Raw genomic sequence first — 23,239 nt, forward strand, 5'->3', positions numbered from 1 at the left:
CTGTAGTGTAACGGCAGCGGCCACAAAAAAGGGCGGCCAAAGCCACCCTTTTTATACTTGCTGCGAAGGATTAATCGAGCGTTAACGTGGCCGGCGCTGCGCGCCTCGTTCAGCCCTCGATTCAGGGCCTCAGTGCAGGCCCTGGATGTAGCTGGAAACCGCAGCGATGTCTTCGTCGCTCAGCTTGCGCGCGATGGTGCGCATGGTCATCGCGTCGCCGTCGTTGGCGCGACCGCCGTCTTCCTTGCGGAAATCGGTCAGTTGCTTGGCGATGTATTGAGCGTGCTGGCCACCCAGGTGCGGGAAGCCTGCGGCGGCATTGCCGGCACCGTTCGGCGAATGGCAACCGGTGCAGGCTGGCAGGCCTTTTTCCAGGTTGCCGCCACGGAACAGCGCTTCACCGCGAGCGACGATCTTCGGATCGGCGGCGCCGACACTGCCTTTCTGACTGGCGAAGTACGCAGCGATGTCGGCCAGATCCTGATCATTCAGGTTGGTCAGCAGCCCGGTCATTTCCAGCACCACGCGCTTGCCCGACTTGATGTCGTGCAATTGCTTGTCGAGGTAGCGTTCACCCTGACCTGCCAGTTTCGGAAAGTTTGGCGCCATGCTGTTGCCGTCCGGGCCATGGCAGGCCCCGCAAACGGCAGCTTTGGCCTGGCCTGCTGCGGCATCGCCGGCAGCATGGGCGATACCTGAAATTCCCACGGTCAACAGCAGACTCACGATCAATTTGTTCATCAGCTAATCCAACTACGGCTAAGGGTTAAGTTATGGACCGGGCTTACTCTCGCTCATCCACAGGATGATGGCCTGGTAATCCTCGGCACTGCAGTCCATGCACAAACCACGCGGCGGCATCGCCTTGAAACCCTGGGTCACGTGTTGCACCAGCGTCCCCATACCTTTCGCCAACCTCGGCGTCCAAGCTTCCTGATCGCCTCTTGCGGGCGCCATGGGTAGTTGGCCGGAATGACAGGCACCACAAACACGGTTGTACACGGCTTCCGGATCCTGTGTAGCCTGTGCGCTGTAAAGCGGCATCAAGACTCCGGCAGCCAGCAGCCATTTCGTCATAAAACGACCTTTTCAGGGTTGAGAGCGTTCTGCGTTCTAATGCGCAATCAAAGTCTGTCGCTCTCGTGAGCTTCATCCTTCGCTGGGACAAAGCACACACAAAATCTGCGGCATTATATACTGGCGTCACTGAAACGGAAGCGACACCGCGTTCCGCGCCCAATCCCGGCGCCGCCCACATCGGAAATCCCATGCAACTCAAGAATCCCATCCTCGGCCTGTGCCAACAGTCCACATTCATGCTCAGTGCCGCCAAAGTCGATCAATGCCCTGACGACGAAGGCTTCGAAGTGGCGTTTGCCGGTCGTTCCAACGCCGGCAAATCCAGCGCGCTGAACACCCTGACCCACGCCAGCCTGGCGCGCACCTCGAAAACTCCGGGTCGCACACAGCTGTTGAACTTCTTCAAGCTAGACGATGATCGCCGTCTGGTCGACCTGCCGGGCTACGGTTATGCAAAAGTACCGATCCCGCTCAAGCAACACTGGCAGCGCCACCTTGAGGCTTACCTCGGTGGTCGGGAGAGTTTGAAAGGTCTGATTCTGATGATGGACATCCGCCATCCGATGACCGACTTCGACCTGCTGATGCTCGACTGGGCCGTCGCCGCTGGCATGCCGATGCACATCCTGCTGACCAAAGCCGACAAGCTCACCTACGGCGCAGCCAAGAACACCCTGCTGAAAGTACAGTCGGAAATCCGCAAGGGCTGGGGCGACTCGATCACCATCCAACTGTTCTCGGCACCAAAACGCATGGGCCTGGAAGAGGCCTACACCGTATTGGCCGACTGGATGGAACTGGCAGACAAAAACACCGAGGCGGCAGCCGAGTAAGACAATTTCAAAACTGACTGTGGTGCTGTCAGGCAAGGTGAAAGCACCGCTAAAAAGCGGAGTTTAGGGTACCTAAATGAGCATTTTTAGCGGTGCTTTTAACGCAGCATGACGGCATCACAGCCAGTTTTGGGGCAAAAAAAGCCCCGGACTTCATTGGGGAGGGAGAAGTTCCGGGGTTCAAGTTCCGAACCGCTAGGGCGGGGTTCAGATATCTGCCAACACTTAACACAACATAGGAGCATCGAAGGGCTTCACCAGCCATTCAGTACCTCTGAGTGTTCGGTCGACAGATTAGTTCAGATTTTTTTCAAAAAGCTTTGGAATAGCCTCAAGCATTTATCGTTCTAAGCCGGTTTACGGGACTTGCCGCGACGTCGCGTCGCGGCACCTTTACAAACTCAGTGCGCCTCATCCCAGTTGTTGCCCACGCCAACTTCCACCAGCAGCGGCACATCCAGTTTCGCCGCTTCGCTCATGTGCGTACGAATTTCGGCACTGACCTGCTCGACCAGATCCTCGCGAACCTCCAGCACCAGTTCATCGTGCACCTGCAGGATGACCCGGGCATCCAGCCCCGACGTCGCCAGCCAGTTGTCCACTGCGACCATGGCTTTCTTGATGATATCCGCTGCCGTGCCCTGCATCGGCGCGTTGATCGCTGTGCGTTCTGCAGCGGCGCGTTCCTGCGGCTTGTTCGAGTTGATCTCCGGCAAGTACAGGCGACGACCGAAGAAAGTTTCGACGTAACCCTGATCCGCCGCCTGCGCACGAGTGCGCTCCATGTATTCGCGAACGCCTGGATAACGGGCGAAGTAGGTGTCGATGTAAGCCTTGGCGGTCTTGGTGTCGACGCCGATGTCCTTGCCGAGCTTCTGCGCGCCCATGCCGTAGATCAGACCGAAGTTGATCGCCTTGGCGCTGCGGCGCTGGTCCGAGGTCACTTGATCAAGCTCGACCTTGAATACTTCGGCAGCGGTTGCAGTGTGCACGTCGAGATTGTTGCGAAAGGCGTTCATCAGGCCTTCGTCGCGGGACAGGTGCGCCATGATCCGCAACTCGATTTGCGAGTAGTCCGCCGCCAGCAGTTTGTAACCCTTCGGCGCGACGAACGCCTGACGAATGCGCCGGCCTTCGGCAGTGCGTACCGGGATGTTCTGCAGGTTCGGATCACTGGAGGACAGGCGTCCGGTCGAAGCCACAGCCTGGTGATACGAGGTGTGGATGCGCCCTGTGCGCGGGTTGATCTGTTCGGGCAGGCGATCGGTGTAGGTGCTTTTCAGCTTGCTCATCGAACGGTGCTCCATCAGCACCTTCGGCAAGCGGTGATCGTCTTCGGCGAGTTTCGCCAGCACTTCTTCAGCGGTGGACGGCTGGCCCTTGGCGGTTTTCTTCAGCACCGGCAGGCCGAGCTTTTCATAGAGAATCACGCCCAGCTGCTTCGGCGAGCCGAGGTTGAATTCCTCCCCGGCAATTTCGAAGGCTTCACGCTCCAGCGCGACCATTTTGTTGCCCAGCTCAATGCTCTGAATGCCGAGCAGTTCGGCATCGACGAACGCGCCCTGGCGTTCGATGCGCGCCAATACCGGTACCAGTGGGATTTCGATGTCGGTCAAGACGCTGGCCAGGCTCGGAATCGCGCTGAGCTTGTCGAACAGGATCTGGTGCAGGCGCAGAGTGATGTCGGCGTCTTCGGCGGCATACGGCCCGGCCTGTTCCAGAGCGATCTGGTCGAAGGTCAGTTGCTTGGCACCTTTGCCGGCGATGTCCTGGAAGCTCACCGTGGTGTGGTCAAGGTACTTCTGGGCGAGGCTGTCCATGTCGTGACGGGTCGCGGTGGAATTGAGTACGTAGGACTCGAGCATAGTGTCGAAGGCGATGCCGCGCACGCTGATGCCTTCACTCTGATCGCCGCCAATGGCGCAGTTGGCCAGAATGTTCATGTCGAACTTGGCGTGCTGGCCAACCTTGAGTTTGCTCGGGTCTTCCAGAATCGGCTTGAGTGCGCGCAGCACGGTGTCGCGATCCAGCTGCTCCGGCACGCCGATGTAGGAGTGGGTCAGCGGGATGTACGCAGCTTCGTTGGCCTGTACGGCGAACGACAGACCGACCAGTTGCGCTCGCTGCGCGTCGATGCCGGTGGTTTCCGTGTCGAAGGCGATCAGCTTGGCGTTGCGCAGTTTTTCCAGCCAGACGTCGAAGCGAGCCTGATCGAGGATGGTTTCGTAGGCGGCTTCGGCAGGGGCAGCAGGTGCCTCGGCTTGCGGGGCGCTGAACAGATCATGGGCGGGCGCAGGTTCGGCCGCCGCGCTCAGTTCCAGACGCTTGGCATCGCGATCCAGATCATTGAGCCAGCTCTTGAATTCCAGCAGGGTGTACAGCTCGTAGAGTTTGGCCGGATCTTCCTGACCCATCTGCAGATCGTCGAGGCCGATATCCAGCGGCACGTCGACCTTGATGGTCGCCAGTTGATAGGACAGGAAAGCCATTTCCTTGTGCTCTTCGAGCTTGGCCGGCAGGGTTTTTGCGCCACGGATCGGCAGGGTCGGCACGATGTCGAGGTTGGCGTACAGCTCGGTCAGACCGCCGTTGACGCCGACCAGCAGGCCGGACGCCGTCTTCGGGCCGATCCCCGGAACGCCCGGAATGTTGTCGGAGGAATCGCCCATCAGTGCCAGATAATCGATGATCTGCTCCGGTGCGACGCCAAATTTCTCCTTCACGCCTTCCACATCCATCGAGCTACCGGACATGGTGTTGACCAAGGTAATGTGGCCGTCGACCAGTTGCGCCATGTCCTTGTCACCGGTGGAAATGATCACCGGGCGATCTGCTGCCGCACTGCTGCGGGCGAGGGTGCCGATCACGTCGTCGGCTTCGACGCCGTCCACGCACAGCAGCGGGAAGCCGAGGGCGATCACGCTCTGGTGCAGCGGCTCGATCTGCACGCGCATGTCATCGGGCATGCTCGGCCGGTTGGCCTTGTATTCGGCGTACATCTCGTCACGAAATGTTCCGCCCTTGGCGTCGAACACCACGGCGAAGGGGCTGTCCGGGTACTGCTTGCGCAGACTCTTGAGCATGTTCAGCACGCCTTTGACCGCACCGGTCGGCAGGCCTTTGGACGTGGTCAGTGGTGGCAGTGCATGAAAGGCGCGGTACAGGTAAGACGAACCGTCCACCAGGACGAGGGGGGCTTGGCTCATGAGCAGGATCAACCTTTTCGGCGGGTCCGGCGCTAGAATAGCGGGACCGTTGACGACAAAGGGACAAGGTTATCATGCGTACGTTAAATCGCTTGCTGCTGGTCGGGTTGATCGCTGTCTCACCACTGGCCGCGATTGCGGCGGATGATGCGCCGGGCGGCGACCCCGAGGTCACCATCCGCACGGAGGGCGACAAGACTATTCAGGAGTACCGTCAGAACGGTTTCCTGTATGCGATCAAGGTCACGCCGAAGGGCGCGCCGCCGTACTTTCTGGTGCGCGCCGACGGAACGGATGCCAACTTCATCCGCTCGGACCAGCCGGATATGCTGATCCCTGAATGGAAGATATTCGAGTGGTAGTAGATTTTTAATTCACTTGTGGCGCCGCCGTTGCGGCGCCCGTACTGGCAGTTAAGACATGTCTGTGTTCACTCCCCTGGCTCGGCCCGAGCTGGAAACCTTTCTCGCCCCTTACGGGCTCGGCCGCCTGCTTGATTTCCAGGGGATCGCCGCCGGCAGCGAAAACACCAATTTCTTCATCAGTCTGGAGCAGGGCGAGTTTGTCCTGACCCTGGTCGAGCGCGGCCCGGTGCAGGAGATGCCGTTCTTCATCGACCTGCTCGACGTGCTGCACGAAGCCGATCTGCCGGTGCCTTACGCCCTGCGCACCACTGACGGCGTGGCACTGCGTGAACTCAAAGGCAAGCCGGCGTTGCTGCAACCGCGTCTGTCGGGCAAGCACATCAAGGTCGCCAACGCCCAGCATTGCGCCCAGGTCGGTGAGTTGCAGGCACATCTGCATCTGGCGACTCAGGGCGAGCGCATGATCAAGCGCAAAACTGATCGCGGCCTGGACTGGATGCTGGAGGAGGGCACTGAATTTCTCTCGCACCTGAGCGATGAGCCGCGTGCCTTGCTGCAAAAGGCGCTGGATGAGATCACCGAGCGCAAAGAGAAGATTCTTGCGCTACCTCGCGCCAATATTCACGCCGATCTGTTCCGCGACAACGCCATGTTCGAAGGCACCCATCTGACCGGGTTGATCGACTTCTACAACGCCTGCTCGGGGCCGATGCTGTACGACGTGGCGATCGCGTTGAATGACTGGTGTTCTGACGAGGAGGGCGTGATCGATGGCCCGCGTGCGCGTGCGTTTCTCGGTGCCTATGCGGCGCTGCGGCCGTTCACGGCGGCGGAGGCTGAGCTCTGGCCAACGATGTTGCGTGTGGCCTGTGTGCGGTTCTGGCTGTCACGCTTGATCGCCGCCGAACAGTTCGCCGGGCAGGACGTGTTGATTCACGATCCGCAGGAATTCGAGCAGCGCCTGGCGCAGCGGCAGAAGGTCAATACACCGTTGCCCTTCGCCCTCTGAGTAGATTCGCCAAGCAAACACGAACCTGTGGGAGCGAGCCTGCTCGCGAAGGCGGCGGCCCGTTCAGCATTTTTGCTGACTGACCAACCGCTTTCGCGAGCAGGCTCGCTCCCACAAGGTTTGTGTTGTTACAGCGACTCCAGGCACCCGGCCAGATCATTGCTGAGTTTTTCCAGCACCTGCTCATAGCCCTGAGCCGTCGCCGGCGTATAACCACCCAACGCATCCAGCTCGGCGAGTTTCACCGGCAAACCGGCCACCAGGGTTTCCGCCAGGCGCGGACGCAACGGCGGCTCGCTGAACACACAGGTCTTGCCCACTTCCTGCAAGCGCTTGCGCATCGCCGCCACATGCTGGGCGCCGGGCTGTACTTCGGCGGCCACCGCGAACACCCCGGCGTGCTTCAGGCCGTAAGCGTCTTCGAAATAATCAAAGGCCTCGTGAAAGACGAAGTACGGCTTGCCTTCGACATTGGCCATACGCGTCTTCAAGCGCTGATCCAGCGCATCCAGACGTTCATCGAAGGCTTTGGCATTGCTCTGATAGCGCTGGGCATTGGCCGGGTCGGCGGCGCTGAGGTCGGCGGCCATTTTGTCAGCGATCACCCGCGCGTTGGCCGGTGACAACCACAGGTGTGCGTCCAGCGAGCCGGGGCGATGGTCGTGATCATGCTCATCGGCCTCTTCGGCGTGGGAATGGTTGTCCGCGCCGAAATGCCGCAGCTTGAGCCCCGGCAGATCCTGCACGGCGACGCTCGGCAGGCTGCGACCGCCGAGTACGCGCGGCAGGAAACCTTCCATGTCCGGGCCGATCCAGTAGAGCAGATCGACCGACTGCACCTTCCGTACGTCGGATGGGCGCAGGGCGTAATTGTGTGGGGAGGCACCCGGCGGCAGCAGCACCTCGGGAATCGCCACGCCGTCCTGCACGGCAGCGGCAATCAGCTGCAACGGTTTGATACTGGTGAGCACTTTGACCTCGGCCTGGGCCGTACCGATCAGCAGAAAACTGGCAACACAAGCCACAAAAACAGAAAAAAGTCGGGACACGATGACCACTCAAGGAAGCGAGAACGGGTAACATAATAACGTCTCCAGCAAATCTCGTCGCCGCTCATGCCTATTACACCGATTGCCAGCCGTCCCCACGACCACTCCCATTGCGTGCACAGCGCTCTGTCCGAGGCCGATACCTTGTGCGCGCAGAAAGGTTTGCGTCTGACTGCCCTGCGCCGCCGCGTGCTGGAACTTGTCTGGCAGAGTCACAAGCCGCTGGGTGCCTACGACATCCTTGCGGTGCTCAGCGAGCAGGACGGCCGCCGCGCCGCGCCGCCTACCGTGTACCGCGCACTGGATTTCCTGCTCGAAAACGGCCTGGTCCATCGCATCTCGTCGCTCAACGCCTTCGTTGGCTGCGTGCATCCTGAACACGCGCACCAAGGCCAGTTCCTGATCTGCCGCGAGTGCCACGCCGCCATCGAACTTGAGCAAAAAGTGATCAGCGACGCGATCATCAGCAGCGCCAAAGATGTCGGTTTCATCGTCGAAGCGCAGACGGTCGAAGTGGTCGGCCTGTGCGCCGGTTGCCAGGGGGCCTGATGAGCAATGCGCTGATCCGTCTGGAACAGGTCGCCGTCACGTTTGCCGGGCAGACCGTGCTGGACAACATCGAGCTGAGCGTCGAACCGGGGCAGATCGTCACCCTGATCGGCCCCAATGGCGCCGGCAAGACCACGCTGGTACGCGCCGTGCTCGGGCTGTTGAAGCCGAACAGTGGCAGCGTCTGGCGCAAGCCGAAATTGCGCGTCGGTTACATGCCGCAGAAACTGCATGTTGACCCGACGCTGCCGCTGTCAGTGCTGCGCTTCCTGCGCCTGGTGCCTGGCGTCGATCGTTCGCGTGCCTTGGCCGCGTTGAAGGAAGTTGGCGCCGAACACGTGATCGACAGCCCGGTGCAGAGCGTTTCCGGCGGCGAAATGCAGCGCGTGCTGCTGGCTCGGGCACTGCTGCGTGAGCCGGAACTGTTGGTGCTGGATGAACCGGTGCAGGGCGTCGACGTGGCCGGGCAGGCCGAGCTGTACAGCCTGATCACCCGTCTGCGTGACCGCCACGGTTGCGGCGTGCTGATGGTGTCCCACGATTTGCATCTGGTGATGAGCACTACCGATCAGGTGGTCTGCCTCAATCGTCACGTCTGCTGCTCCGGGCATCCCGAGCAGGTCAGCGGCGATCCGGCATTTGTCGAGTTGTTCGGCAAGAACGCGCCGAGTCTGGCGATCTATCACCACCATCACGACCACGCCCACGACCTGCACGGTTCGGTGGTCAAAGGCCCGCTCGGCGGGCAACCTCATGTTCATGGAGACGGCTGCAAGCATGGCTGATTTTCTTTTGTACGCCCTGCTTGCAGGTCTGGCCCTGGCGCTGGTGGCCGGACCGCTCGGCTCGTTTGTGGTGTGGCGGCGCATGGCCTATTTCGGCGATACCCTGTCCCACGCCGCATTGCTCGGCGTGGCACTGGGCTTTTTGCTGGACGTCAGCCCGACCGTGGCGGTGACGGTCGGTTGCCTGCTGCTGGCGGTGCTCTTGGTGACGCTGCAACAGCGTCAGCCACTGGCGTCCGACACACTATTGGGAATTCTTGCGCCGAGCACCCTCTCTCTCGGCCTGGTGGTACTAAGCTTCATGCATGAAGTGCGGATCGACCTGATGGCCTATCTGTTCGGCGACTTGCTGGCAATCAGTCCGAGCGATCTTGCGTGGATTCTCGGTGGCACCGCGGCGGTGCTGGTGTTGCTGGTGACGCTGTGGCGACCGCTGCTGGCGGTCACCGTGCACGAAGAACTGGCGCGGGTCGAAGGCTTGCCGGTTGCGGGTTTGCGCTTGGCGCTGATGCTGTTGATCGCGGTGGTGATCGCCGTGGCGATGAAAATCGTCGGGGTGTTGCTGATTACATCGCTACTGATCATCCCGGCGGCTGCGGCACAGCGTCACGCCCGTTCGCCGGAGCAGATGGCCTTGGGCGCGAGCCTGCTGGGCATGCTCGCGGTGTGCGGCGGGCTGGCGTTGTCGTGGTTCAAGGACACTCCGGCGGGGCCGTCTATCGTTGTGACGGCAGCCGCGCTGTTTCTGTTGAGTTTTGTTCTGCCCCGTCGTGGGGTGTAGACTTGGCCGCTTTTTGCGCAATTAGAGAGTCGCAGGAATGAAGCCGTTCGCCTCCCGTTATCTGCTCCTTGTCGCATTTTCAGTGCTGCTGGGCGCCTGCCAAAGCACGCCGCCGGTGGCTGAAGTCCCCGATGCGCGGGCTACGGCCATCGCACAGCTGGAGCAAAGCCTGGCCAGCAGCGAACTGGCCACCGCCGAAGACCAGTTGGCCGCGTTGCAGGCCGCGACCCCCAACGATCAGTCCCTTGAGCAGTACCAGCGGCAGCTGGCCGAGGCGTACCTGCGCCGCAGCCAGATCGTTCTGCAGAAAGGCGATGTCAACGCTGCCGCCACCGCGCTCAGCCGCGCCCGTGCTCTGATGCCCAAGGCGCCAGCGCTGACCGGCGGCGTCAACGGCGCGATCACCGAAGCGCGCAAGGCCGAGCTGGAAAAGGCCGAGGCCGCGCTGCTGGCTGCCGAAGCCAGGCCGAAAGCCAAGGTCATCGACCCGACCGCCGAGAGCACCACTGTTGCGTTGAACATCGGCGATATTCACAAGCTGCAACGACAACTCGATGCGATCGCCGCCGATGTGGTGAATTACGAATGCGCCGTCAGCATTCAAGCGCCGCGCACCGCGGATTATCCGTGGCTGGCGACGTTGCTGAGCAAGCGAGTCAAGAAGCTCGATCCTGATTTTGATTTGCAGATCGAGAAGCAGATCTTGCGCACGGTACCGGCGCAGATGGTTTTAAGCCCGCGCAAGCCATAAAAAGCTTCGCGAGCAGGCTCGCTCCCACAGGTGCAACAGCGTACCTGTGGGAGCGAGCCTGCTCACGAAAGCGTCCTCTCAGCCAATAAAGATCTTAAGCCGGAATAGCCTTGGCCTTAGGCTCCCGCGCCCAGACCCGATGCTCGCCGATCGCGGCGAAGAACGGTTTGGTCAACGCCCCTACATCCGCGCCCTGCAGCAGCCCAGCATCCGCATCCAGCTTCAGCAAGTCCTGCAATTGCTTGGCCTCGCCGTGCAGCGCGATCGCCTTCAGGTGCTTGTAGGCTTCGAGCAGGTAGTGCAACGCCACGCCGTCACCGCTCAACGCGGTAATCGACGCCGCGCCACCCGGTACGAACACCGCATCGAACGCAATTGAAGGCATGCCTTCCATCGACGCATCCACCGGCAATGCCTTGCCGTCAGCGGTCTTCACTGGCGCCGAGGTCGGGCCGAGCAGTTTCGCGTGGGCGCCTTCGGCTTCAAGTGCTTTCTTCATCGCATCGATGGCTGCAGCATCAACGCCGTTGGCCGCGAGAATCGCCACTTTGCGCGTCTTGATGTTGCCTGGCAGCAGGTTGGCCTGGCTCAGCGCTGGCGATTGCTCCAGCGAGGTCTTGCGCACTTCGACCGTGCCTTTGGCTGGTGCCGGCAAACCAAGGTTTTCAGCCACACGTTTGGCCAGGGTCAGGTCGATATTGGCGAGGATCTCGTTCACTTCACGGGCACGGATGAACTCACGTTCGACCTTGCCCAGCTCGAAGCTGTAGGCAGCGATGATGTGCTCTTTCTCGTGGTCGCTCATGCTGTTGAAGAACAGGCGGGCCTGGGAGAAGTGATCGCTGAACGACTCGCTGCGCTGACGGATCTTCGCTGCGTCGATGCGCTCCGGGTAGCTCTCGAAACCACCGTCCTGTGCCGCTGGCGGGGTTTCTTTTGGCCAACCGCCGTCGATCGAGTTCGGCTCGTACGAGGCACGCCCCTTGTCGATGGTGGTGCGGTGTTGCGCATCGCGCTGGCCGTTGTGGAACGGCGCCACCGGACGATTGATCGGCAGCTCATGGAAGTTCGGCCCGCCGAGTCGGCTGATCTGCGTGTCGGTATAGGAAAACAGCCGACCTTGCAGCAACGGGTCATTGGAGAAGTCGATACCCGGCACGATGTGGCCAGGGCAGAAGGCGACCTGCTCGGTTTCGGCGAAGAAGTTGTCCGGGTTGCGGTTCAGGGTCATTTTGCCCAACGGCGTAATCGGGACGATTTCTTCGGGGATGATCTTGGTCGGGTCGAGGATGTCGAAGTCGAAATCGTGTTCGTTCTCTTCTTCGACGATCTGCACGCCCAGTTCCCATTCCGGGTAATCACCCATCTCGATCGCTTCCCACAGGTCGCGGCGGTGGTAGTCGGTGTCCTTACCGGCGAGCTTCTGCGCCTCGTCCCACACCAGCGAGCAAGTGCCGGCGGTAGGGCGCCAGTGGAATTTGACGAAGCGTGATTTGCCCTCGGCGTTGATCAGGCGGAAGGTGTGCACGCCGAAGCCCTGCATGCTGCGCAGGCTTTTCGGGATCGCCCGGTCGGACATCGCCCAGATGACCATGTGCGCCGATTCCGGCACCAGCGAGACGAAGTCCCAGAACGTATCGTGAGCCGAGCCGCCGGTCGGGATTTCGTTGTGCGGCTCGGGTTTCACCGCGTGGACGAAGTCCGGGAACTTGATCGCGTCCTGAATGAAGAACACCGGCATGTTGTTGCCGACCAGGTCGAAGTTGCCTTCGTCGGTGAAGAATTTCACCGCAAAGCCGCGCACGTCACGCACGGTATCGCCGGAACCCCGTGGCCCCTGCACCGTAGAAAAACGCACGAACACCGGGGTTTTCTTGCCCGGATCCTGTAGGAAACCGGCCTTGGTCAGTGCTGCATGGTTCTCGTAAGTCTGAAAGAAACCGTGCGCGCCGGTACCGCGCGCATGGACGATACGCTCCGGAATGCGCTCATGGTCAAAGTGCGTGATCTTTTCACGCATGATGAAATCTTCCAGCAGCGACGGCCCGCGCGGCCCGGCTTTGAGGGTGTTCTGGTTGTCGGCGATCTTCACGCCCTGATTGGTGCGTAGCGCCTGACCGGTGGCGTCGGAACGGAATTCTTCCAGGCTGTCGAGCTTGGCGTTGGTGTTGGCGCGATCCGGGGTATCGGTCCCGGCCATTTCGCTTTTATCAGGTGCAGGCTTTTTGATGCTCATCAGACGTAAACTCCTCGTTTGGCCCCGGATGCCTTCCGAAGACCCTTGAGTGATTCCCGGGCACGGCACCCAGGGGTTTCAAGTCGCTTAAGTAGTGACTGATGAGCGTTTCAGCCGTTCCGTTTATCTGACCTTTGATCGCGTTATTGCCAAATTGAAGGTTAATTGCGAAATAAATGCTAAGAACCTCTATACGGACAGGCTAAAATGCGCGCCCGGCTAACCGCTGATCCTTTTCCAACGCGCCCCACAAGGTTCGCTACGTGATCGAGTTTCAAAACGTCCACAAGACTTACCGCGTTGCCGGTAAGGATATTCCCGCGCTGCACCCGACCAGTCTCGCCATCGAGAACGGCCAGGTGTTCGGCCTGATTGGCCATTCCGGTGCGGGCAAAAGTACCCTGCTGCGTCTGATCAATCGCCTGGAAGACTCCAGTGGCGGCAAGATCATCGTCGACGGCGAAGAAGTCACCGCACTGGACGCCAACGGCCTGCGCCGTTTCCGCCAGCAGGTCGGGATGATCTTCCAGCACTTCAATCTGCTCGCCTCCAAGACCGTCGCCGACAACGTGGCCCTGCCGCTGACCCTGGCCGGTGAGCTGTCGAGCAGTGAAATAAACCAACGGGTGGCCGAGCTGCTGGCGCGGGTCGGTTTGTCCGACCACGCGAAAAAGTATCCGGCGCAACTGTCCGGCGGTCAGAAGCAGCGCGTCGGCATCGCCCGTGCGCTGGCGACCAAGCCGAAGATTCTGCTGTGCGACGAGGCCACCAGCGCCCTCGACCCGCAGACCACCGCATCGGTCCTGCAACTGCTGGCGGAAATCAATCGCGAACTGAAACTGACCATTGTCCTGATCACCCACGAGATGGACGTGATCCGGCGCGTCTGCGATCAGGTCGCGGTGATGGACGCTGGCGTGATCGTCGAGCAGGGGCCGGTGGCCGATGTGTTCCTGCATCCGCAGCACCCGACCACCAAGCGTTTCGTGCAGGAAAGCGAGCAGATTGACGAGAGCGAGCAGCGTGACGATTTCGCCCACGTGCCCGGGCGCATCGTGCGTCTGACCTTCCAGGGCGAAGCGACCTACGCGCCGTTGCTCGGCACCGTCGCCCGGGAAACCGGCGTCGACTACAGCATCCTCGCCGGTCGCATCGACCGCATCAAAGACATTCCGTACGGGCAACTGACCCTCGCTGTCACCGGTGGCGACATGGAGGCGGCGTTCGCCCGCTTCACCGCCGCTGACGTTCACATGGAGGTGTTGCGCTAATGGCTGATCTGATGAGTTTCTTCGCCAATATCGACTGGTACGAAATCTGGCTGGCGACTGGCGACACCATGCTGATGCTCGGCGGTTCGCTGCTGTTCACCGTGCTGCTCGGCCTGCCGCTGGGGGTGCTGCTGTTTCTCTGCAGCCCGCGTCAGTTGCTGGAGAACCGTGGCCTCTACGCCGTGCTGTCGCTGGTGGTGAACATCTTGCGTTCGCTGCCGTTCATTATTCTGCTGATTGTGATGATCCCGTTCACCGTGCTGATCACCGGCACCTCGCTGGGTGTGGCCGGGGCGATCCCGCCGCTGGTGGTGGGCGCCACGCCGTTCTTCGCGCGTCTGGTGGAAACCGCGCTGCGCGAAGTCGATCGCGGCATCATCGAAGCGACCCAGTCGATGGGCGCGACCACGCGACAGATCATCATGAACGCCCTGCTGCCGGAAGCCCGTCCGGGCATCTTCGCAGCGATTACGGTGACAGCGATTACACTGGTGTCCTACACGGCGATGGCCGGTGTGGTCGGCGCCGGTGGTCTGGGCGACCTGGCGATCCGTTTCGGCTACCAGCGTTTCCAGACCGACGTGATGATCGTCACCGTGGTGCTGCTGTTGATTCTGGTGCAAGTGCTGCAAATGGTTGGCGACCGTCTGGTCGTGCATTTCTCGCGCAAATAAGCGGTTTTTTAATCAAGAGGCGCGGGCCATTCGCTGGCGGGCGCCCTCACAAGGAGTTAGCTGAATGAAAAAACTGATCGCTGCTTTCGCCGCTGTTGCGGCGTTTTCGGCCCACGCCGAGACCCTGACCGTTGCCGCCACTCCGGTGCCGCACGCGGAAATCCTCGAGTTCGTCAAACCGGCCCTGGCCAAGGAAGGCGTGGATCTGAAGGTCAAGGTCTTCACCGACTACATTCAGCCGAACGTACAGGTCGCGGAAAAACGCCTCGACGCCAACTTCTTCCAGCACCAGCCATATCTTGATGAGTTCAACAAGGCCAAGGGCACTGATCTGGTCGCTGTGACAGGCGTGCATCTGGAGCCACTGGGCGCATATTCGAGCAAGATCAAGGATCTGAAAGACCTGCCCGGCGGTGCCAACGTGGTGATCCCGAACGACGCCACCAACGGCGGCCGTGCGCTGTTGCTGCTGGACAAGGCTGGCGTGATCAAGCTCAAGGATTCGAAGAACATCCTGTCGACCGTCAAAGACATCGCCGAGAATCCGAAAGACCTGAAGATCCGTGAACTGGAAGCCGCGACCATTCCGCGCGTGCTGACCCAGGTCGATCTGGCGCTGATCAACACCAACTACGCGCTGGAAGCCAAGCTTGATCCGTCCAAGGATGCGCTGGTGATCGAAGGCAACGACTCGCCATACGTAAACATCCTCGTGTCCCGCCCGGACAACAAGGACAGCGACGCGATGAAGAAACTGGCGGCTGCACTGCACAGCCCGCAAGTGAAGCAGTTCATTACCGAGAAGTACAAAGGCGCGGTATTGCCGGCGTTCTGATTTGGATGGCTGCAATGAAAAAGGGGACGCCAATGGCGTCCCCTTTTTTGTGTCTGGTGTCTGGCTTTGGACCTGCTTTGAAGCTGCCCCTCACCCCAGCCCTCTCCCAGAGGGAGAGGGGGCCGACCGAGGTGTCTGGCGCTATGCATCGACATGAAAGATCCAGTCGATTATGGATTCAGCACAGCGCTTACAAGTCGGCGTATTGCTTCAGCATCCCCCAATCAGTCCCCTCTCCCTCTGGGAGAGGGTTAGGGTGAGGGGCTTTTCGCTTTCTGCGTTTATTTGCGGTTGAGCATCACCGGCAATTGCGCCACCAGTTTGGTGTTATTCAACGGCGCCCGAATAAACCCACGCTGCGTACCATCCGGCCCGATCACCGCCAGATTGCCGCTATGGTCCACCGTGTAATTCGGCTTACTCGTATCCGCCGGAATAAACGGAATACTCACCGCGTTCGCCACCTTCTGCAGCTGTTCGATCGATGTCGGCGTCAGGCCAATGAACTGCGGATCGAAGTAGCCCAGATACTGTTTCAACTGCTTCGGCGTATCGCGGTTGGGGTCAACGCTGACCAGCACGATCTGCAATTTATCCACAGCCTCTTTCGGCAATTCACTCTTGATCTGCCGCAGTTGCGCCAGGGTGGTCGGGCAGATGTCCGGGCAAAAGGTGTAGCCGAAGAACAACAGACTCCATTTGCCTTTCAACTCATCGATTGCAACCGGTTTGCCGTCCTGATCGGTCATGGTCACGTCCGGCAGGTTGCGGCTCTGCGGCAGCAGGATGATCCCGGCGTCGATCAGCGCAGTCGGGTCGCCCTGGCCTTTGCCGCTCAGCACTTTATTCACGGTAAGCCCGAGGATCAGCGCGATCACGGCGACGAGGATGAAGACGGTTTTCTGGGTTCGGGTCATAGGTTCAACAGTAAGTAGTGGTCTACGAGCAGGGCGATGAACAACAGGAACAAGTAATAAATAGAGTACTTGAAGGTATTGATCGCCGCGTGCGGCCGAGTGCCACGGTACAGCACCACGGCCCATTGCAGAAACCTTGCGCCCAACGCCAGCGCACAGACCAGATACAGCACGCCGCTCATGTGAATCACGTACGGCAGCAGACTCACCGCCAGCAACGCAAATGTGTACAGCAGAATGTGCACTTTGGTGTAGTGCTCGCCATGGGTCACCGGCAGCATCGGAATGTCGGCCTTGGCGTATTCCTCCTTGCGATGAATCGCCAGCGCCCAGAAATGCGGCGGGGTCCAGGCGAAGATGATCAGCACCAGCAACAGCGGTTCGGCGCTGACATGGCCGGTGGCGGCGGTCCAGCCGAGCAGCGGTGGCGCGGCGCCAGCGAGGCCGCCGATGACGATGTTCTGCGGCGTCGCACGTTTGAGGAAACCGGTGTAGACCACCGCGTAACCGAGCAGCGAGGCGAGGGTCAGCCACGCGGTCAGCTGATTGGTGAAAGTCAGCAGCAGCGCCTGACCGAGCAGCGCCAGCACCAAAGCGAAGGTCAGCGCCGCCGCAGGTGAAACCCGGCCTTCGGCCAAGGGACGTTTGTGCGTGCGCGCCATTACCGCATCGATACGCCGATCGACCACATGATTGACCGCCGCCGCACCACCGGCACACAAGGCGATGCCCAGATTGCCAAACACCAGCACTGTCCACGGTACGCCCGCGCGGGTGGCGAGGAACATGCCGACCAGCGAGGTGATCAGCATCAGCACCACGACTTTCGGTTTGGTCAGCTCCAGATAATCGCGCCACAGCGCTTGCGCCGCACGCTCGCCGGTCAGACTCGCCATGGCGTTTCTCCTTTCAATGCGATGGGCGCAACGGCAGGTTTGCGCGCACTAAAGCGCCAGCGCGCCAGCACCGGTTGGCTCACCCGCAGCAGGCTGGTGCGGGCGTGGTAATTGACCAGTACCAGCGTCAGCAATAACGCCGCACCGCCAGCGTTATGGGCGACGGCCACCGGCAGCGGCAGATGAAACAGCACGTTGCTGATGCCGAGGGTGATCTGCGCTGCAAGGGCGATCAGCACCAGCCCGGCCAGTCGGGTCATGCCCACCACTTTCAACTGCCACGCCAGACCGAGCAGCACGACCGTCACCAGCAGAGCGCCGATGCGGTGAGTCAGGTGAATCGCCGTGCGTGCATCGCTATCGAGTTGTCCGCCGAGATAATTCGGGCCGATGTGCTGGGTCAGGTGGAAACCGTTGGCGAAGTCCGCCGGCGGCAGCCATTGGCCGTGGCAGGTGGGGAAGTCGATGCAGGCCACCGCTGCGTAGTTGGAACTGACCCAGCCGCCCAAGGCGATCTGGCCGATCACCAGCAGCAGGCCCGCCGTCGCCCAATATTGCAGGCGCTTGGGTACCGTCAGCGCCGGCAGCACGCCGGACAACCTCAGCGTCAGCAGGAACAGCAGACTCAACGTGGCAAAGCCGCCGAGCAAGTGCCCGGTGACCACTTGCGGCCAGAGCTTGAGCGTCACCGTCCACATACCGAACGCCGCTTGGGCGATGACCACCGCCAGCAGAAACAGCGGCAGTTTCACCGGCTGGCCCGGATGGCGCCGGTTGACCCAGGCGCGCCCGGCCAGCACTGAAATCAGCAAACCGAGGGTGCCGGCGAAGTAGCGGTGAATCATCTCGTTCCAGCCCTTGTGCGCCTCCACTGGCGCGTCAGGGAAGTGCAGTTCGGCATGGGCCAGTTGCGCCTCGCTTTTCGGCACGCTGATAAAGCCGTAGCAGCCTGGCCAGTCCGGGCAGCCGAGGCCGGCGTGGGTCAGGCGGGTGTAGGCGCCGAGCAGCACTACAATCAGTGCCAGCAGGGTGGCAAACAGCGCGAGGCGAAATCCAGGTTTGGCCATGACGATGCCCTCATCCGATGTTCGACAGTTTCAGCAGATGCCGCAGGTCGTTAAGCAGATCCTTGCCCTTCACATTCGGCTCGTAACGCAGCACCAGATTGCCGTGTGGGTCGACGATCCACAGCTGCGGCACGGCTTTGTCGCCGGTGGTCTTGTTGAACACCCCGGCATCCAGCGGATAGCGCTGCAGCTGCGGATATTCACGGTCGAGCTTGGCGGCGTAATCGGCGCTCAGTGGTTGCGCGGCGGCGAGGGCGTGGCTGGCGCGGCCGGCTTCGCGGCCGAGGCTGATCTGGATCTGCCGCGCCAGATAAACCAGTTGCTGGCAATCGACGGCACAATCCTTCGGCGCCGTGACCAGAATCTGCCAGCGCTGCTCATCGGCCTGCACGCCGAGGTCGGCGCGGGTCTGGCCGTTGCCGATCAGCTCGCCGTGATAGCTGCGTCCTTCCGGCACCCAGAACTGCAATTTGTACATGCCGGTCGCGAGCAGCATCGGCCCGACCACGCCAAGCACGATCAGCAACAACTGAATGCGCCCGCGCCGGCGGCTGGGAACGGGTTTGGCCTCAGACATGCTGGGTGGATTCATGGCGCTTCCCATGGCGTTTCTCCTTTGCGTTGTGCCAGCCCAAATAGAGGTAAAGACCGAGCAGGGCCGTGGCCATGGCGAACCATTGCACGGCGTAGCCGAGGTGTTTTTCCGGACCCATCGCGACCACCGGCCAATCGGTCTGATAGCTGGCCGGGCCGGGTTCGGCGCGTAATTCGTAGGCGAAGCCGTCGCGCTCCAGGGTTTGCCACAATTTGCCCGGCTCGACGGCGGTAATGGTTTGCGGCCAGACACTGCTGACCGGATCGGCGTGCAACTGGAACGTTGCGCCGGGGGCGACATAGACCCAGGCGTCGAGCGTCAGCGCCTCGGCGGGTGTCGTGAATTGCGGCGGCACACGCCGGTCGGGCCAAGGCAGCCAGCCGCGATTGACCAGCAGCCAGAGACCGCTGCGTTGATCCTGAAACGGTTGCAGCAGTTCAACGCCGACCTTGCCGCCACGCTGGCGGTTGTCGAGCAACAGGGTATGGGCGGGGTCGAACTGGCCGTGCAGGCGCACGCGGCGGTAAGCCGGGTCGGCGTTGCCGAGCAGTTCACTGCTGGCCAGCGGTTCGGCCACGCGACGTTCGGCATAACTGGCCAGCAGCGCGGTTTTCTCCGCGCCCCGGCCCAGTTGCCAGAAGCCCAGCGCAACCATCAGCGGCAGCAACAGCGCCACCACGACAGTGGGAATCACGCCCGGGCGAAAGCGCTTCATGGGCGCGCCATAAAGTCAGTCATCGCGATCGCTATACTCAATTGCATCGCCTGTCCCCCGGAGTCTTGCCATGTTCAAAGCAGCGATCGTCCTGATGCTGATTGCCACGGTCGTCAGCCTGTTCAGCGGCCTGTTTTTCCTGGTCAAGGACGACAGCAGCTCCAATCGCCTGGTCATCGCCTTGAGTGTTCGGGTGGCACTGGCCGTGGTCACCGTCGGCCTGATGGCCTGGGGTTTCTATAGCGGCCAGTTGGTGTCCCATGCGCCCTGGTAGCGCCAGCAGTCAGAGGACGTAAACGAAGAAGAACAAACCGATCCACACCACATCGACGAAGTGCCAGTACCAGCTCGCCGCCTCGAAACCGAACTGGTGCTCGTTGTCGAAGTGGCCCTTCATGATGCGCATCAGCATCACGAACAGGATGATCGTGCCGATGGTCACGTGGGCGCCGTGGAATCCGGTGAGCATGAAGAACGTCGCGCCGTAGATGCCCGAGCCGAGGGTCAACCCCAGCTCTTTATAGGCGTGGATGTATTCCTCGGCCTGGAAACCGAGGAACGCGATGCCCAGCAGTACGGTGATCGCCAGCCACAGTTTCAGTGCGCCGCGATGGCCTTTCTTCAGCGCATGGTGGGCGATGGTGATGGTCACGCTGGAGCTGACCAGCAGAATGGTGTTGATCAGCGGCAGGCCCCACGGGCTGATGACTTCTTTTGGCGGCGGGAACAGTTTCGGATCAGGTGTGTGCAGCAGCGGCCAGACAAATTCGAAGTTCGGCCAGAGCATGTGCGCGATGCCTTTCGGCCCCTCACCGCCCAGCGCCGGCCCGGACACATGGCGCACATAGAACAGCGCGCCGAAGAAGGCGACGAAGAACATCACCTCGGAAAAGATGAACCAGCTCATGCCCCAGCGGAACGAGCGGTCCAGCTGCGGGCTGTACAGCCCCGCGCGACTTTCCTTGATCACCGCACCGAACCAGCCGAACAGCATGTACGCCAGCAGCAGGCCGCCGACGAAAAAGATCAGCGGGCCGTGGGAGTCCGGGCGTGCGGCCTTGAGATCGTTGAACCAGGTGGCGAGGCCGTACACGGTGACGAACATCCCGAGCGTGGCGATGATCGGCCATTTGCTCTGGGCCGGGACGTAATAATGCTCATGAGTTGCCATTTATTGTTCTCCTTATCGGCCACGCTCAACCGCCAGTGTTAACAGCCACCGGCGGATGTCGGGCGGTGATATCGAACAGCGTGTAGGACAGCGTCAGGTGCTTCACTTCCTTGGGCATGTCGCGGTCAACGATGAAACGCACCGGCATCTCGATCTGTTCACCGGGTTGCAGCACCTGCTGGGTAAAGCAAAAGCATTCGGTCTTGTGGAAAAACGCCGCGGCGTTGCTCGGCGCAATACTCGGCACCGCTTGCGCACTCATCGGTTTGTCGGTGGGATTGCGTGCGATGAAGACCATCTCGTTCACCGCGCCGGGATTGGCGGTCAGCTCGTCGTGTTTCGGGTAAAAGTCCCACGGCATGTCGGCGGTGTTGGTCGAGAGAAACTGCACGCGCACCTGGCGCGAGGTGTCGACCACTTGCTCGCCCGCATACTGGCCGCCGGTCTTGCCGTTGATGCCGAAGGCTTTGCACATCACGTCGTAGATCGGCACCAAGGCGAAACCGAAGACGAACATCGCCACCACCACCAGCAACAGGCGGATGACGAGTTTCTTCAGCGAGATCGAGTCAGCCATGATTTTCAGCCTCCCTCGTGTTCCCCGGTGGCCGGTGATGCTTTGTGGTGAGGGGATTTATCCCCGACTGGCTGCGCAGCAGTCGTAAACCCGGCGCATGCGGTGTGCCTGATACACCCCGATTGCAGATTTTGGGGCTGCTGCGCAGCCCAACGGGGATAAATCCCCTCGCCACGGGGGATCTGTGTACATCCACAGAAGATCTGTGAGCATCCACTGGGGATCTGTGCCTCTGCACACATTGCAAAAAACAGGAGGTGTTCATTTCACTTCCGGCGGCGTGGTGAAGGTGTGATACGGCGCCGGCGACGGCACGCTCCACTCCAGCCCTTCGGCGCCGTCCCATGGTTTCGCCGGGGCCGGTGCGCCGCCACGGATGGTCTTGATGACGATGAACAGGAAGAAGATCTGCGTGGCGCCAAACATGAACGCGCCGATCGACGAGACCATGTTGAAATCGGCGAACTGCAAGTTGTAATCCGGAATCCGTCGCGGCATCCCCGCAAGGCCGACGAAGTGCATCGGAAAAAAGGTCAGGTTCATGCCCACGAACGACAGCCAGAAATGCAGCTTGCCGAGGGTTTCGTCGTACATGTGCCCGGTCCACTTCGGCAGCCAGTAATAGGCCGAGGCGAAGATGCCGAAGATCGCCCCGGGCACCAGCACGTAGTGGAAGTGCGCGACAACGAAGTAGGTGTCCTGGTACTGGAAGTCCGCCGGGGCGATCGCCAGCATCAGCCCGGAAAAACCACCGATCGAGAACAGAATGACGAACGCCACGGCAAACAGCATCGGCGTCTCGAAGGTCATCGAGCCCTGCCACATGGTGCTGGCCCAGTTGAACACTTTCACACCCGTAGGCACGGCGATCAGCATGGTCGCGTACATGAAGAACAACTCGCCCACCAGCGGGATGCCGACCACGAACATGTGGTGCGCCCAGACGATGAACGACAGGAACGCGATGCTCGCCGTGGCGTAGACCATCGAGGTGTAGCCGAACAGCGGCTTGCGCGCGAAGGTCGGGATGATCTGGCTGACCGCGCCGAACGCCGGCAGGATCATGATGTACACCTCGGGGTGGCCGAAGAACCAGAACACGTGCTGGAACAGCACTGGATCACCACCGCCGGCAGCACTGAAGAAACTGGTGCCGAAGTGGATGTCCATGAGCATCATCGTCACGCAGCCAGCGAGCACCGGCATCACTGCGATCAGCAGAAACGCGGTGATCAGCCAGGTCCACACGAACAGCGGCATTTTCATCAGGGTCATGCCGGGTGCGCGCAGGTTGAGGATGGTCGCGACTACGTTGATCGCGCCCATGATCGAACTGATGCCCATCAAGTGGATGGCGAAGATGAAGAACGTCACGCTTTCCGGTGCATAAGTCGTCGACAGCGGCGCGTAGAACGTCCAGCCGAAATTCGGCCCGCCACCGGGGGTGAACAGCGTCGAGACCAGCAGCAGAAACGCTGCCGGCAACAGCCAGAAACTGAAGTTGTTCATCCGTGGCAGGGCCATGTCGGGCGCGCCGACCATCAGCGGAATCATCCAGTTGGCGAGACCGACGAAGGCCGGCATCACTGCACCAAAGACCATCACCAGACCGTGCATGGTGGTCATCTGGTTGAAGAATTCCGGCTGGACGATCTGCAGGCCGGGCTGGAACAGCTCGGCGCGAATGACCATGGCGAACGAGCCGCCGAGCAGGAACATGCAGAAGGCAAACCACAGGTACAGCGTGCCGATGTCCTTGTGGTTGGTGGTCAGCACCCAGCGCATCAGGCCTTTGGCGGGGCCGTGGGCGTGGTCGGCGTGACCGTGGTCATCGATGACAGCGCTCATGGCCGGTCTCCTTCACGAAAGTGGACGGG

At 61.1% G+C, this 23,239-nt stretch carries 24 protein-coding genes; 11 read left to right on the top strand and 13 right to left on the bottom strand.

Annotated features, from left to right (window positions below; translation table 11 throughout):
- Positions 1-129 precede the first annotated feature (129 nt).
- Both AB9L16_RS26525 and AB9L16_RS26530 read right to left on the bottom strand, forming a co-directional pair.
- The gene (locus AB9L16_RS26525) at positions 130-741 is read right to left on the bottom strand and encodes a cytochrome c (RefSeq protein WP_056791217.1); all 612 of its coding nucleotides are present in this window, start codon (positions 739-741) and stop codon (positions 130-132) included.
- A 30-nt stretch (positions 742-771) separates the two neighbouring features.
- Positions 772-1,077 (bottom strand): cytochrome c5 family protein, encoded by a 306-nt coding sequence (locus AB9L16_RS26530; RefSeq protein WP_016772347.1) that lies wholly within the window; start codon positions 1,075-1,077, stop codon positions 772-774.
- A 191-nt stretch (positions 1,078-1,268) separates the two neighbouring features.
- Here AB9L16_RS26530 and yihA point away from each other — a divergent pair, with 191 nt between their 5' ends.
- Positions 1,269-1,913 (top strand): ribosome biogenesis GTP-binding protein YihA/YsxC, encoded by a 645-nt coding sequence (gene yihA / locus AB9L16_RS26535; RefSeq protein ID WP_056791221.1) that lies wholly within the window; start codon positions 1,269-1,271, stop codon positions 1,911-1,913.
- Between the two features lie 401 nt (positions 1,914-2,314).
- On the opposite strand, the gene polA is transcribed toward yihA, so the two are convergent.
- Positions 2,315-5,119 carry a DNA polymerase I gene (gene polA, locus AB9L16_RS26540; protein WP_375122935.1) on the bottom strand — a complete coding sequence of 935 codons (2,805 nt, stop codon included), beginning with the start codon at positions 5,117-5,119 and terminating at the stop codon, positions 2,315-2,317.
- Between the two features lie 74 nt (positions 5,120-5,193).
- Here polA and AB9L16_RS26545 point away from each other — a divergent pair, with 74 nt between their 5' ends.
- Positions 5,194-5,481, top strand: a complete 288-nt coding sequence (locus AB9L16_RS26545) for a DUF2782 domain-containing protein (RefSeq protein WP_095182295.1) — start codon at positions 5,194-5,196, stop codon at positions 5,479-5,481.
- Positions 5,482-5,539: 58 nt separating this feature from the next.
- Positions 5,540-6,493, top strand: a complete 954-nt coding sequence (locus AB9L16_RS26550) for a homoserine kinase (protein ID WP_150743225.1) — start codon at positions 5,540-5,542, stop codon at positions 6,491-6,493.
- A gap of 128 nt (positions 6,494-6,621) precedes the next feature.
- Here AB9L16_RS26550 and AB9L16_RS26555 read toward each other — a convergent pair whose 3' ends face one another.
- Positions 6,622-7,542 carry a zinc ABC transporter substrate-binding protein gene (locus tag AB9L16_RS26555; protein WP_375122936.1) on the bottom strand — a complete coding sequence of 307 codons (921 nt, stop codon included), beginning with the start codon at positions 7,540-7,542 and terminating at the stop codon, positions 6,622-6,624.
- Between the two features lie 66 nt (positions 7,543-7,608).
- Here AB9L16_RS26555 and AB9L16_RS26560 point away from each other — a divergent pair, with 66 nt between their 5' ends.
- The 4 genes from AB9L16_RS26560 to AB9L16_RS26575 are packed head-to-tail and all read left to right on the top strand — an operon-like array spanning position 7,609 to position 10,408.
- Complete coding sequence (locus AB9L16_RS26560) at positions 7,609-8,091, top strand: Fur family transcriptional regulator (RefSeq protein WP_024014990.1); 483 nt, start codon at positions 7,609-7,611, stop codon at positions 8,089-8,091.
- Entirely contained in the window at positions 8,091-8,876 is a 786-nt protein-coding gene (gene znuC / locus AB9L16_RS26565) for a zinc ABC transporter ATP-binding protein ZnuC (protein WP_024014991.1), read from the top strand. The genes AB9L16_RS26560 and znuC overlap by 1 nt, the downstream gene beginning before the upstream one ends.
- Positions 8,869-9,657, top strand: a complete 789-nt coding sequence (znuB, locus tag AB9L16_RS26570; protein ID WP_016772340.1) for a zinc ABC transporter permease subunit ZnuB — start codon at positions 8,869-8,871, stop codon at positions 9,655-9,657. The genes znuC and znuB overlap by 8 nt, the downstream gene beginning before the upstream one ends.
- 37 nt (positions 9,658-9,694) lie before the next feature.
- Positions 9,695-10,408, top strand: a complete 714-nt coding sequence (locus AB9L16_RS26575) for a PA5502 family lipoprotein (protein WP_016772339.1) — start codon at positions 9,695-9,697, stop codon at positions 10,406-10,408.
- A 94-nt stretch (positions 10,409-10,502) separates the two neighbouring features.
- Here the strand turns inward: AB9L16_RS26575 and katE are convergent, their stop codons facing one another.
- Positions 10,503-12,644, bottom strand: coding sequence for a catalase HPII (katE, locus tag AB9L16_RS26580; protein WP_024014993.1), 2,142 nt, complete (start codon positions 12,642-12,644; stop codon positions 10,503-10,505).
- A gap of 263 nt (positions 12,645-12,907) precedes the next feature.
- On the opposite strand from katE, the gene AB9L16_RS26585 reads away from it, so the two are divergent.
- The 3 genes from AB9L16_RS26585 (at position 12,908) to AB9L16_RS26595 (ending at position 15,424) form a co-directional block, all read left to right on the top strand.
- Positions 12,908-13,915 (top strand): methionine ABC transporter ATP-binding protein, encoded by a 1,008-nt coding sequence (locus tag AB9L16_RS26585; protein WP_016772338.1) that lies wholly within the window; start codon positions 12,908-12,910, stop codon positions 13,913-13,915.
- The gene (locus AB9L16_RS26590; protein ID WP_016772337.1) at positions 13,915-14,589 is read left to right on the top strand and encodes a methionine ABC transporter permease; all 675 of its coding nucleotides are present in this window, start codon (positions 13,915-13,917) and stop codon (positions 14,587-14,589) included. Before AB9L16_RS26585 ends, AB9L16_RS26590 begins: the two co-directional genes overlap by 1 nt.
- A 64-nt stretch (positions 14,590-14,653) precedes the next feature.
- The gene (locus tag AB9L16_RS26595) at positions 14,654-15,424 is read left to right on the top strand and encodes a MetQ/NlpA family ABC transporter substrate-binding protein (protein ID WP_252879183.1); all 771 of its coding nucleotides are present in this window, start codon (positions 14,654-14,656) and stop codon (positions 15,422-15,424) included.
- Between the two features lie 281 nt (positions 15,425-15,705).
- Here the strand turns inward: AB9L16_RS26595 and AB9L16_RS26600 are convergent, their stop codons facing one another.
- The 5 genes from AB9L16_RS26600 to AB9L16_RS26620 are packed head-to-tail and all read right to left on the bottom strand — an operon-like array spanning position 15,706 to position 19,614.
- Positions 15,706-16,341, bottom strand: coding sequence for an SCO family protein (locus AB9L16_RS26600; RefSeq protein ID WP_375122937.1), 636 nt, complete (start codon positions 16,339-16,341; stop codon positions 15,706-15,708).
- Positions 16,338-17,237, bottom strand: coding sequence for a heme o synthase (gene cyoE / locus AB9L16_RS26605; RefSeq protein WP_375122938.1), 900 nt, complete (start codon positions 17,235-17,237; stop codon positions 16,338-16,340). Before cyoE ends, AB9L16_RS26600 begins: the two co-directional genes overlap by 4 nt.
- Positions 17,225-18,304, bottom strand: a complete 1,080-nt coding sequence (locus AB9L16_RS26610) for a heme A synthase (RefSeq protein WP_375122939.1) — start codon at positions 18,302-18,304, stop codon at positions 17,225-17,227. Before AB9L16_RS26610 ends, cyoE begins: the two co-directional genes overlap by 13 nt.
- Before the next feature lie 10 nt (positions 18,305-18,314).
- Positions 18,315-18,908 carry a hypothetical protein gene (locus AB9L16_RS26615; RefSeq protein WP_236167896.1) on the bottom strand — a complete coding sequence of 198 codons (594 nt, stop codon included), beginning with the start codon at positions 18,906-18,908 and terminating at the stop codon, positions 18,315-18,317.
- Complete coding sequence (locus tag AB9L16_RS26620) at positions 18,874-19,614, bottom strand: SURF1 family protein (protein ID WP_353188168.1); 741 nt, start codon at positions 19,612-19,614, stop codon at positions 18,874-18,876. The genes AB9L16_RS26615 and AB9L16_RS26620 overlap by 35 nt, the downstream gene beginning before the upstream one ends.
- Before the next feature lie 70 nt (positions 19,615-19,684).
- On the opposite strand from AB9L16_RS26620, the gene AB9L16_RS26625 reads away from it, so the two are divergent.
- Positions 19,685-19,888, top strand: coding sequence for a twin transmembrane helix small protein (locus tag AB9L16_RS26625; RefSeq protein WP_016772330.1), 204 nt, complete (start codon positions 19,685-19,687; stop codon positions 19,886-19,888).
- A 9-nt stretch (positions 19,889-19,897) separates the two neighbouring features.
- On the opposite strand, the gene AB9L16_RS26630 is transcribed toward AB9L16_RS26625, so the two are convergent.
- The 3 genes from AB9L16_RS26630 to ctaD form a co-directional block, all read right to left on the bottom strand.
- Positions 19,898-20,785: a cytochrome c oxidase subunit 3 gene (locus AB9L16_RS26630; RefSeq protein ID WP_095182286.1), complete on the bottom strand. Its 888-nt coding sequence runs from the start codon at positions 20,783-20,785 to the stop codon at positions 19,898-19,900.
- A gap of 25 nt (positions 20,786-20,810) precedes the next feature.
- A complete protein-coding gene (locus tag AB9L16_RS26635) occupies positions 20,811-21,362 on the bottom strand; it encodes a cytochrome c oxidase assembly protein (RefSeq protein WP_375122940.1) in 552 nt (183 codons plus the stop codon).
- Between the two features lie 261 nt (positions 21,363-21,623).
- Positions 21,624-23,210 carry a cytochrome c oxidase subunit I gene (ctaD, locus tag AB9L16_RS26640; protein ID WP_016772327.1) on the bottom strand — a complete coding sequence of 529 codons (1,587 nt, stop codon included), beginning with the start codon at positions 23,208-23,210 and terminating at the stop codon, positions 21,624-21,626.
- Between the last annotated feature and the right edge of the window lie 29 nt (positions 23,211-23,239).

The organism is Pseudomonas sp. LW8 (assembly GCF_041956865.1).
GTDB classification, from domain to species: Bacteria; Pseudomonadota; Gammaproteobacteria; order Pseudomonadales; family Pseudomonadaceae; genus Aquipseudomonas; species Aquipseudomonas siliginis.

Excerpts from the sequence above, each read along its gene's own strand:
- znuB (WP_016772340.1), top strand. The coding sequence starts at position 8,869 with ATGGCTGATTTTCTTTTGTACGCCCTGCTTGCAGGTCTGGCCCTGGCG.
- AB9L16_RS26525 (WP_056791217.1), bottom strand. The coding sequence starts at position 741 with ATGAACAAATTGATCGTGAGTCTGCTGTTGACCGTGGGAATTTCAGGT.
- AB9L16_RS26625 (WP_016772330.1), top strand. The coding sequence starts at position 19,685 with ATGTTCAAAGCAGCGATCGTCCTGATGCTGATTGCCACGGTCGTCAGC.
- AB9L16_RS26560 (WP_024014990.1), top strand. The coding sequence starts at position 7,609 with ATGCCTATTACACCGATTGCCAGCCGTCCCCACGACCACTCCCATTGC.
- znuC (WP_024014991.1), top strand. The coding sequence starts at position 8,091 with ATGAGCAATGCGCTGATCCGTCTGGAACAGGTCGCCGTCACGTTTGCC.
- AB9L16_RS26530 (WP_016772347.1), bottom strand. The coding sequence starts at position 1,077 with ATGACGAAATGGCTGCTGGCTGCCGGAGTCTTGATGCCGCTTTACAGC.
- AB9L16_RS26600 (WP_375122937.1), bottom strand. The coding sequence starts at position 16,341 with ATGACCCGAACCCAGAAAACCGTCTTCATCCTCGTCGCCGTGATCGCG.
- AB9L16_RS26595 (WP_252879183.1), top strand. The coding sequence starts at position 14,654 with ATGAAAAAACTGATCGCTGCTTTCGCCGCTGTTGCGGCGTTTTCGGCC.
- katE (WP_024014993.1), bottom strand. The coding sequence starts at position 12,644 with ATGAGCATCAAAAAGCCTGCACCTGATAAAAGCGAAATGGCCGGGACC.
- AB9L16_RS26575 (WP_016772339.1), top strand. The coding sequence starts at position 9,695 with ATGAAGCCGTTCGCCTCCCGTTATCTGCTCCTTGTCGCATTTTCAGTG.
- AB9L16_RS26590 (WP_016772337.1), top strand. The coding sequence starts at position 13,915 with ATGGCTGATCTGATGAGTTTCTTCGCCAATATCGACTGGTACGAAATC.
- AB9L16_RS26610 (WP_375122939.1), bottom strand. The coding sequence starts at position 18,304 with ATGGCCAAACCTGGATTTCGCCTCGCGCTGTTTGCCACCCTGCTGGCA.
- yihA (WP_056791221.1), top strand. The coding sequence starts at position 1,269 with ATGCAACTCAAGAATCCCATCCTCGGCCTGTGCCAACAGTCCACATTC.
- AB9L16_RS26550 (WP_150743225.1), top strand. The coding sequence starts at position 5,540 with ATGTCTGTGTTCACTCCCCTGGCTCGGCCCGAGCTGGAAACCTTTCTC.
- AB9L16_RS26635 (WP_375122940.1), bottom strand. The coding sequence starts at position 21,362 with ATGGCTGACTCGATCTCGCTGAAGAAACTCGTCATCCGCCTGTTGCTG.
- ctaD (WP_016772327.1), bottom strand. The coding sequence starts at position 23,210 with ATGAGCGCTGTCATCGATGACCACGGTCACGCCGACCACGCCCACGGC.
- cyoE (WP_375122938.1), bottom strand. The coding sequence starts at position 17,237 with ATGGCGAGTCTGACCGGCGAGCGTGCGGCGCAAGCGCTGTGGCGCGAT.
- AB9L16_RS26545 (WP_095182295.1), top strand. The coding sequence starts at position 5,194 with ATGCGTACGTTAAATCGCTTGCTGCTGGTCGGGTTGATCGCTGTCTCA.
- AB9L16_RS26630 (WP_095182286.1), bottom strand. The coding sequence starts at position 20,785 with ATGGCAACTCATGAGCATTATTACGTCCCGGCCCAGAGCAAATGGCCG.
- AB9L16_RS26615 (WP_236167896.1), bottom strand. The coding sequence starts at position 18,908 with ATGGGAAGCGCCATGAATCCACCCAGCATGTCTGAGGCCAAACCCGTT.
- polA (WP_375122935.1), bottom strand. The coding sequence starts at position 5,119 with ATGAGCCAAGCCCCCCTCGTCCTGGTGGACGGTTCGTCTTACCTGTAC.
- AB9L16_RS26620 (WP_353188168.1), bottom strand. The coding sequence starts at position 19,614 with ATGAAGCGCTTTCGCCCGGGCGTGATTCCCACTGTCGTGGTGGCGCTG.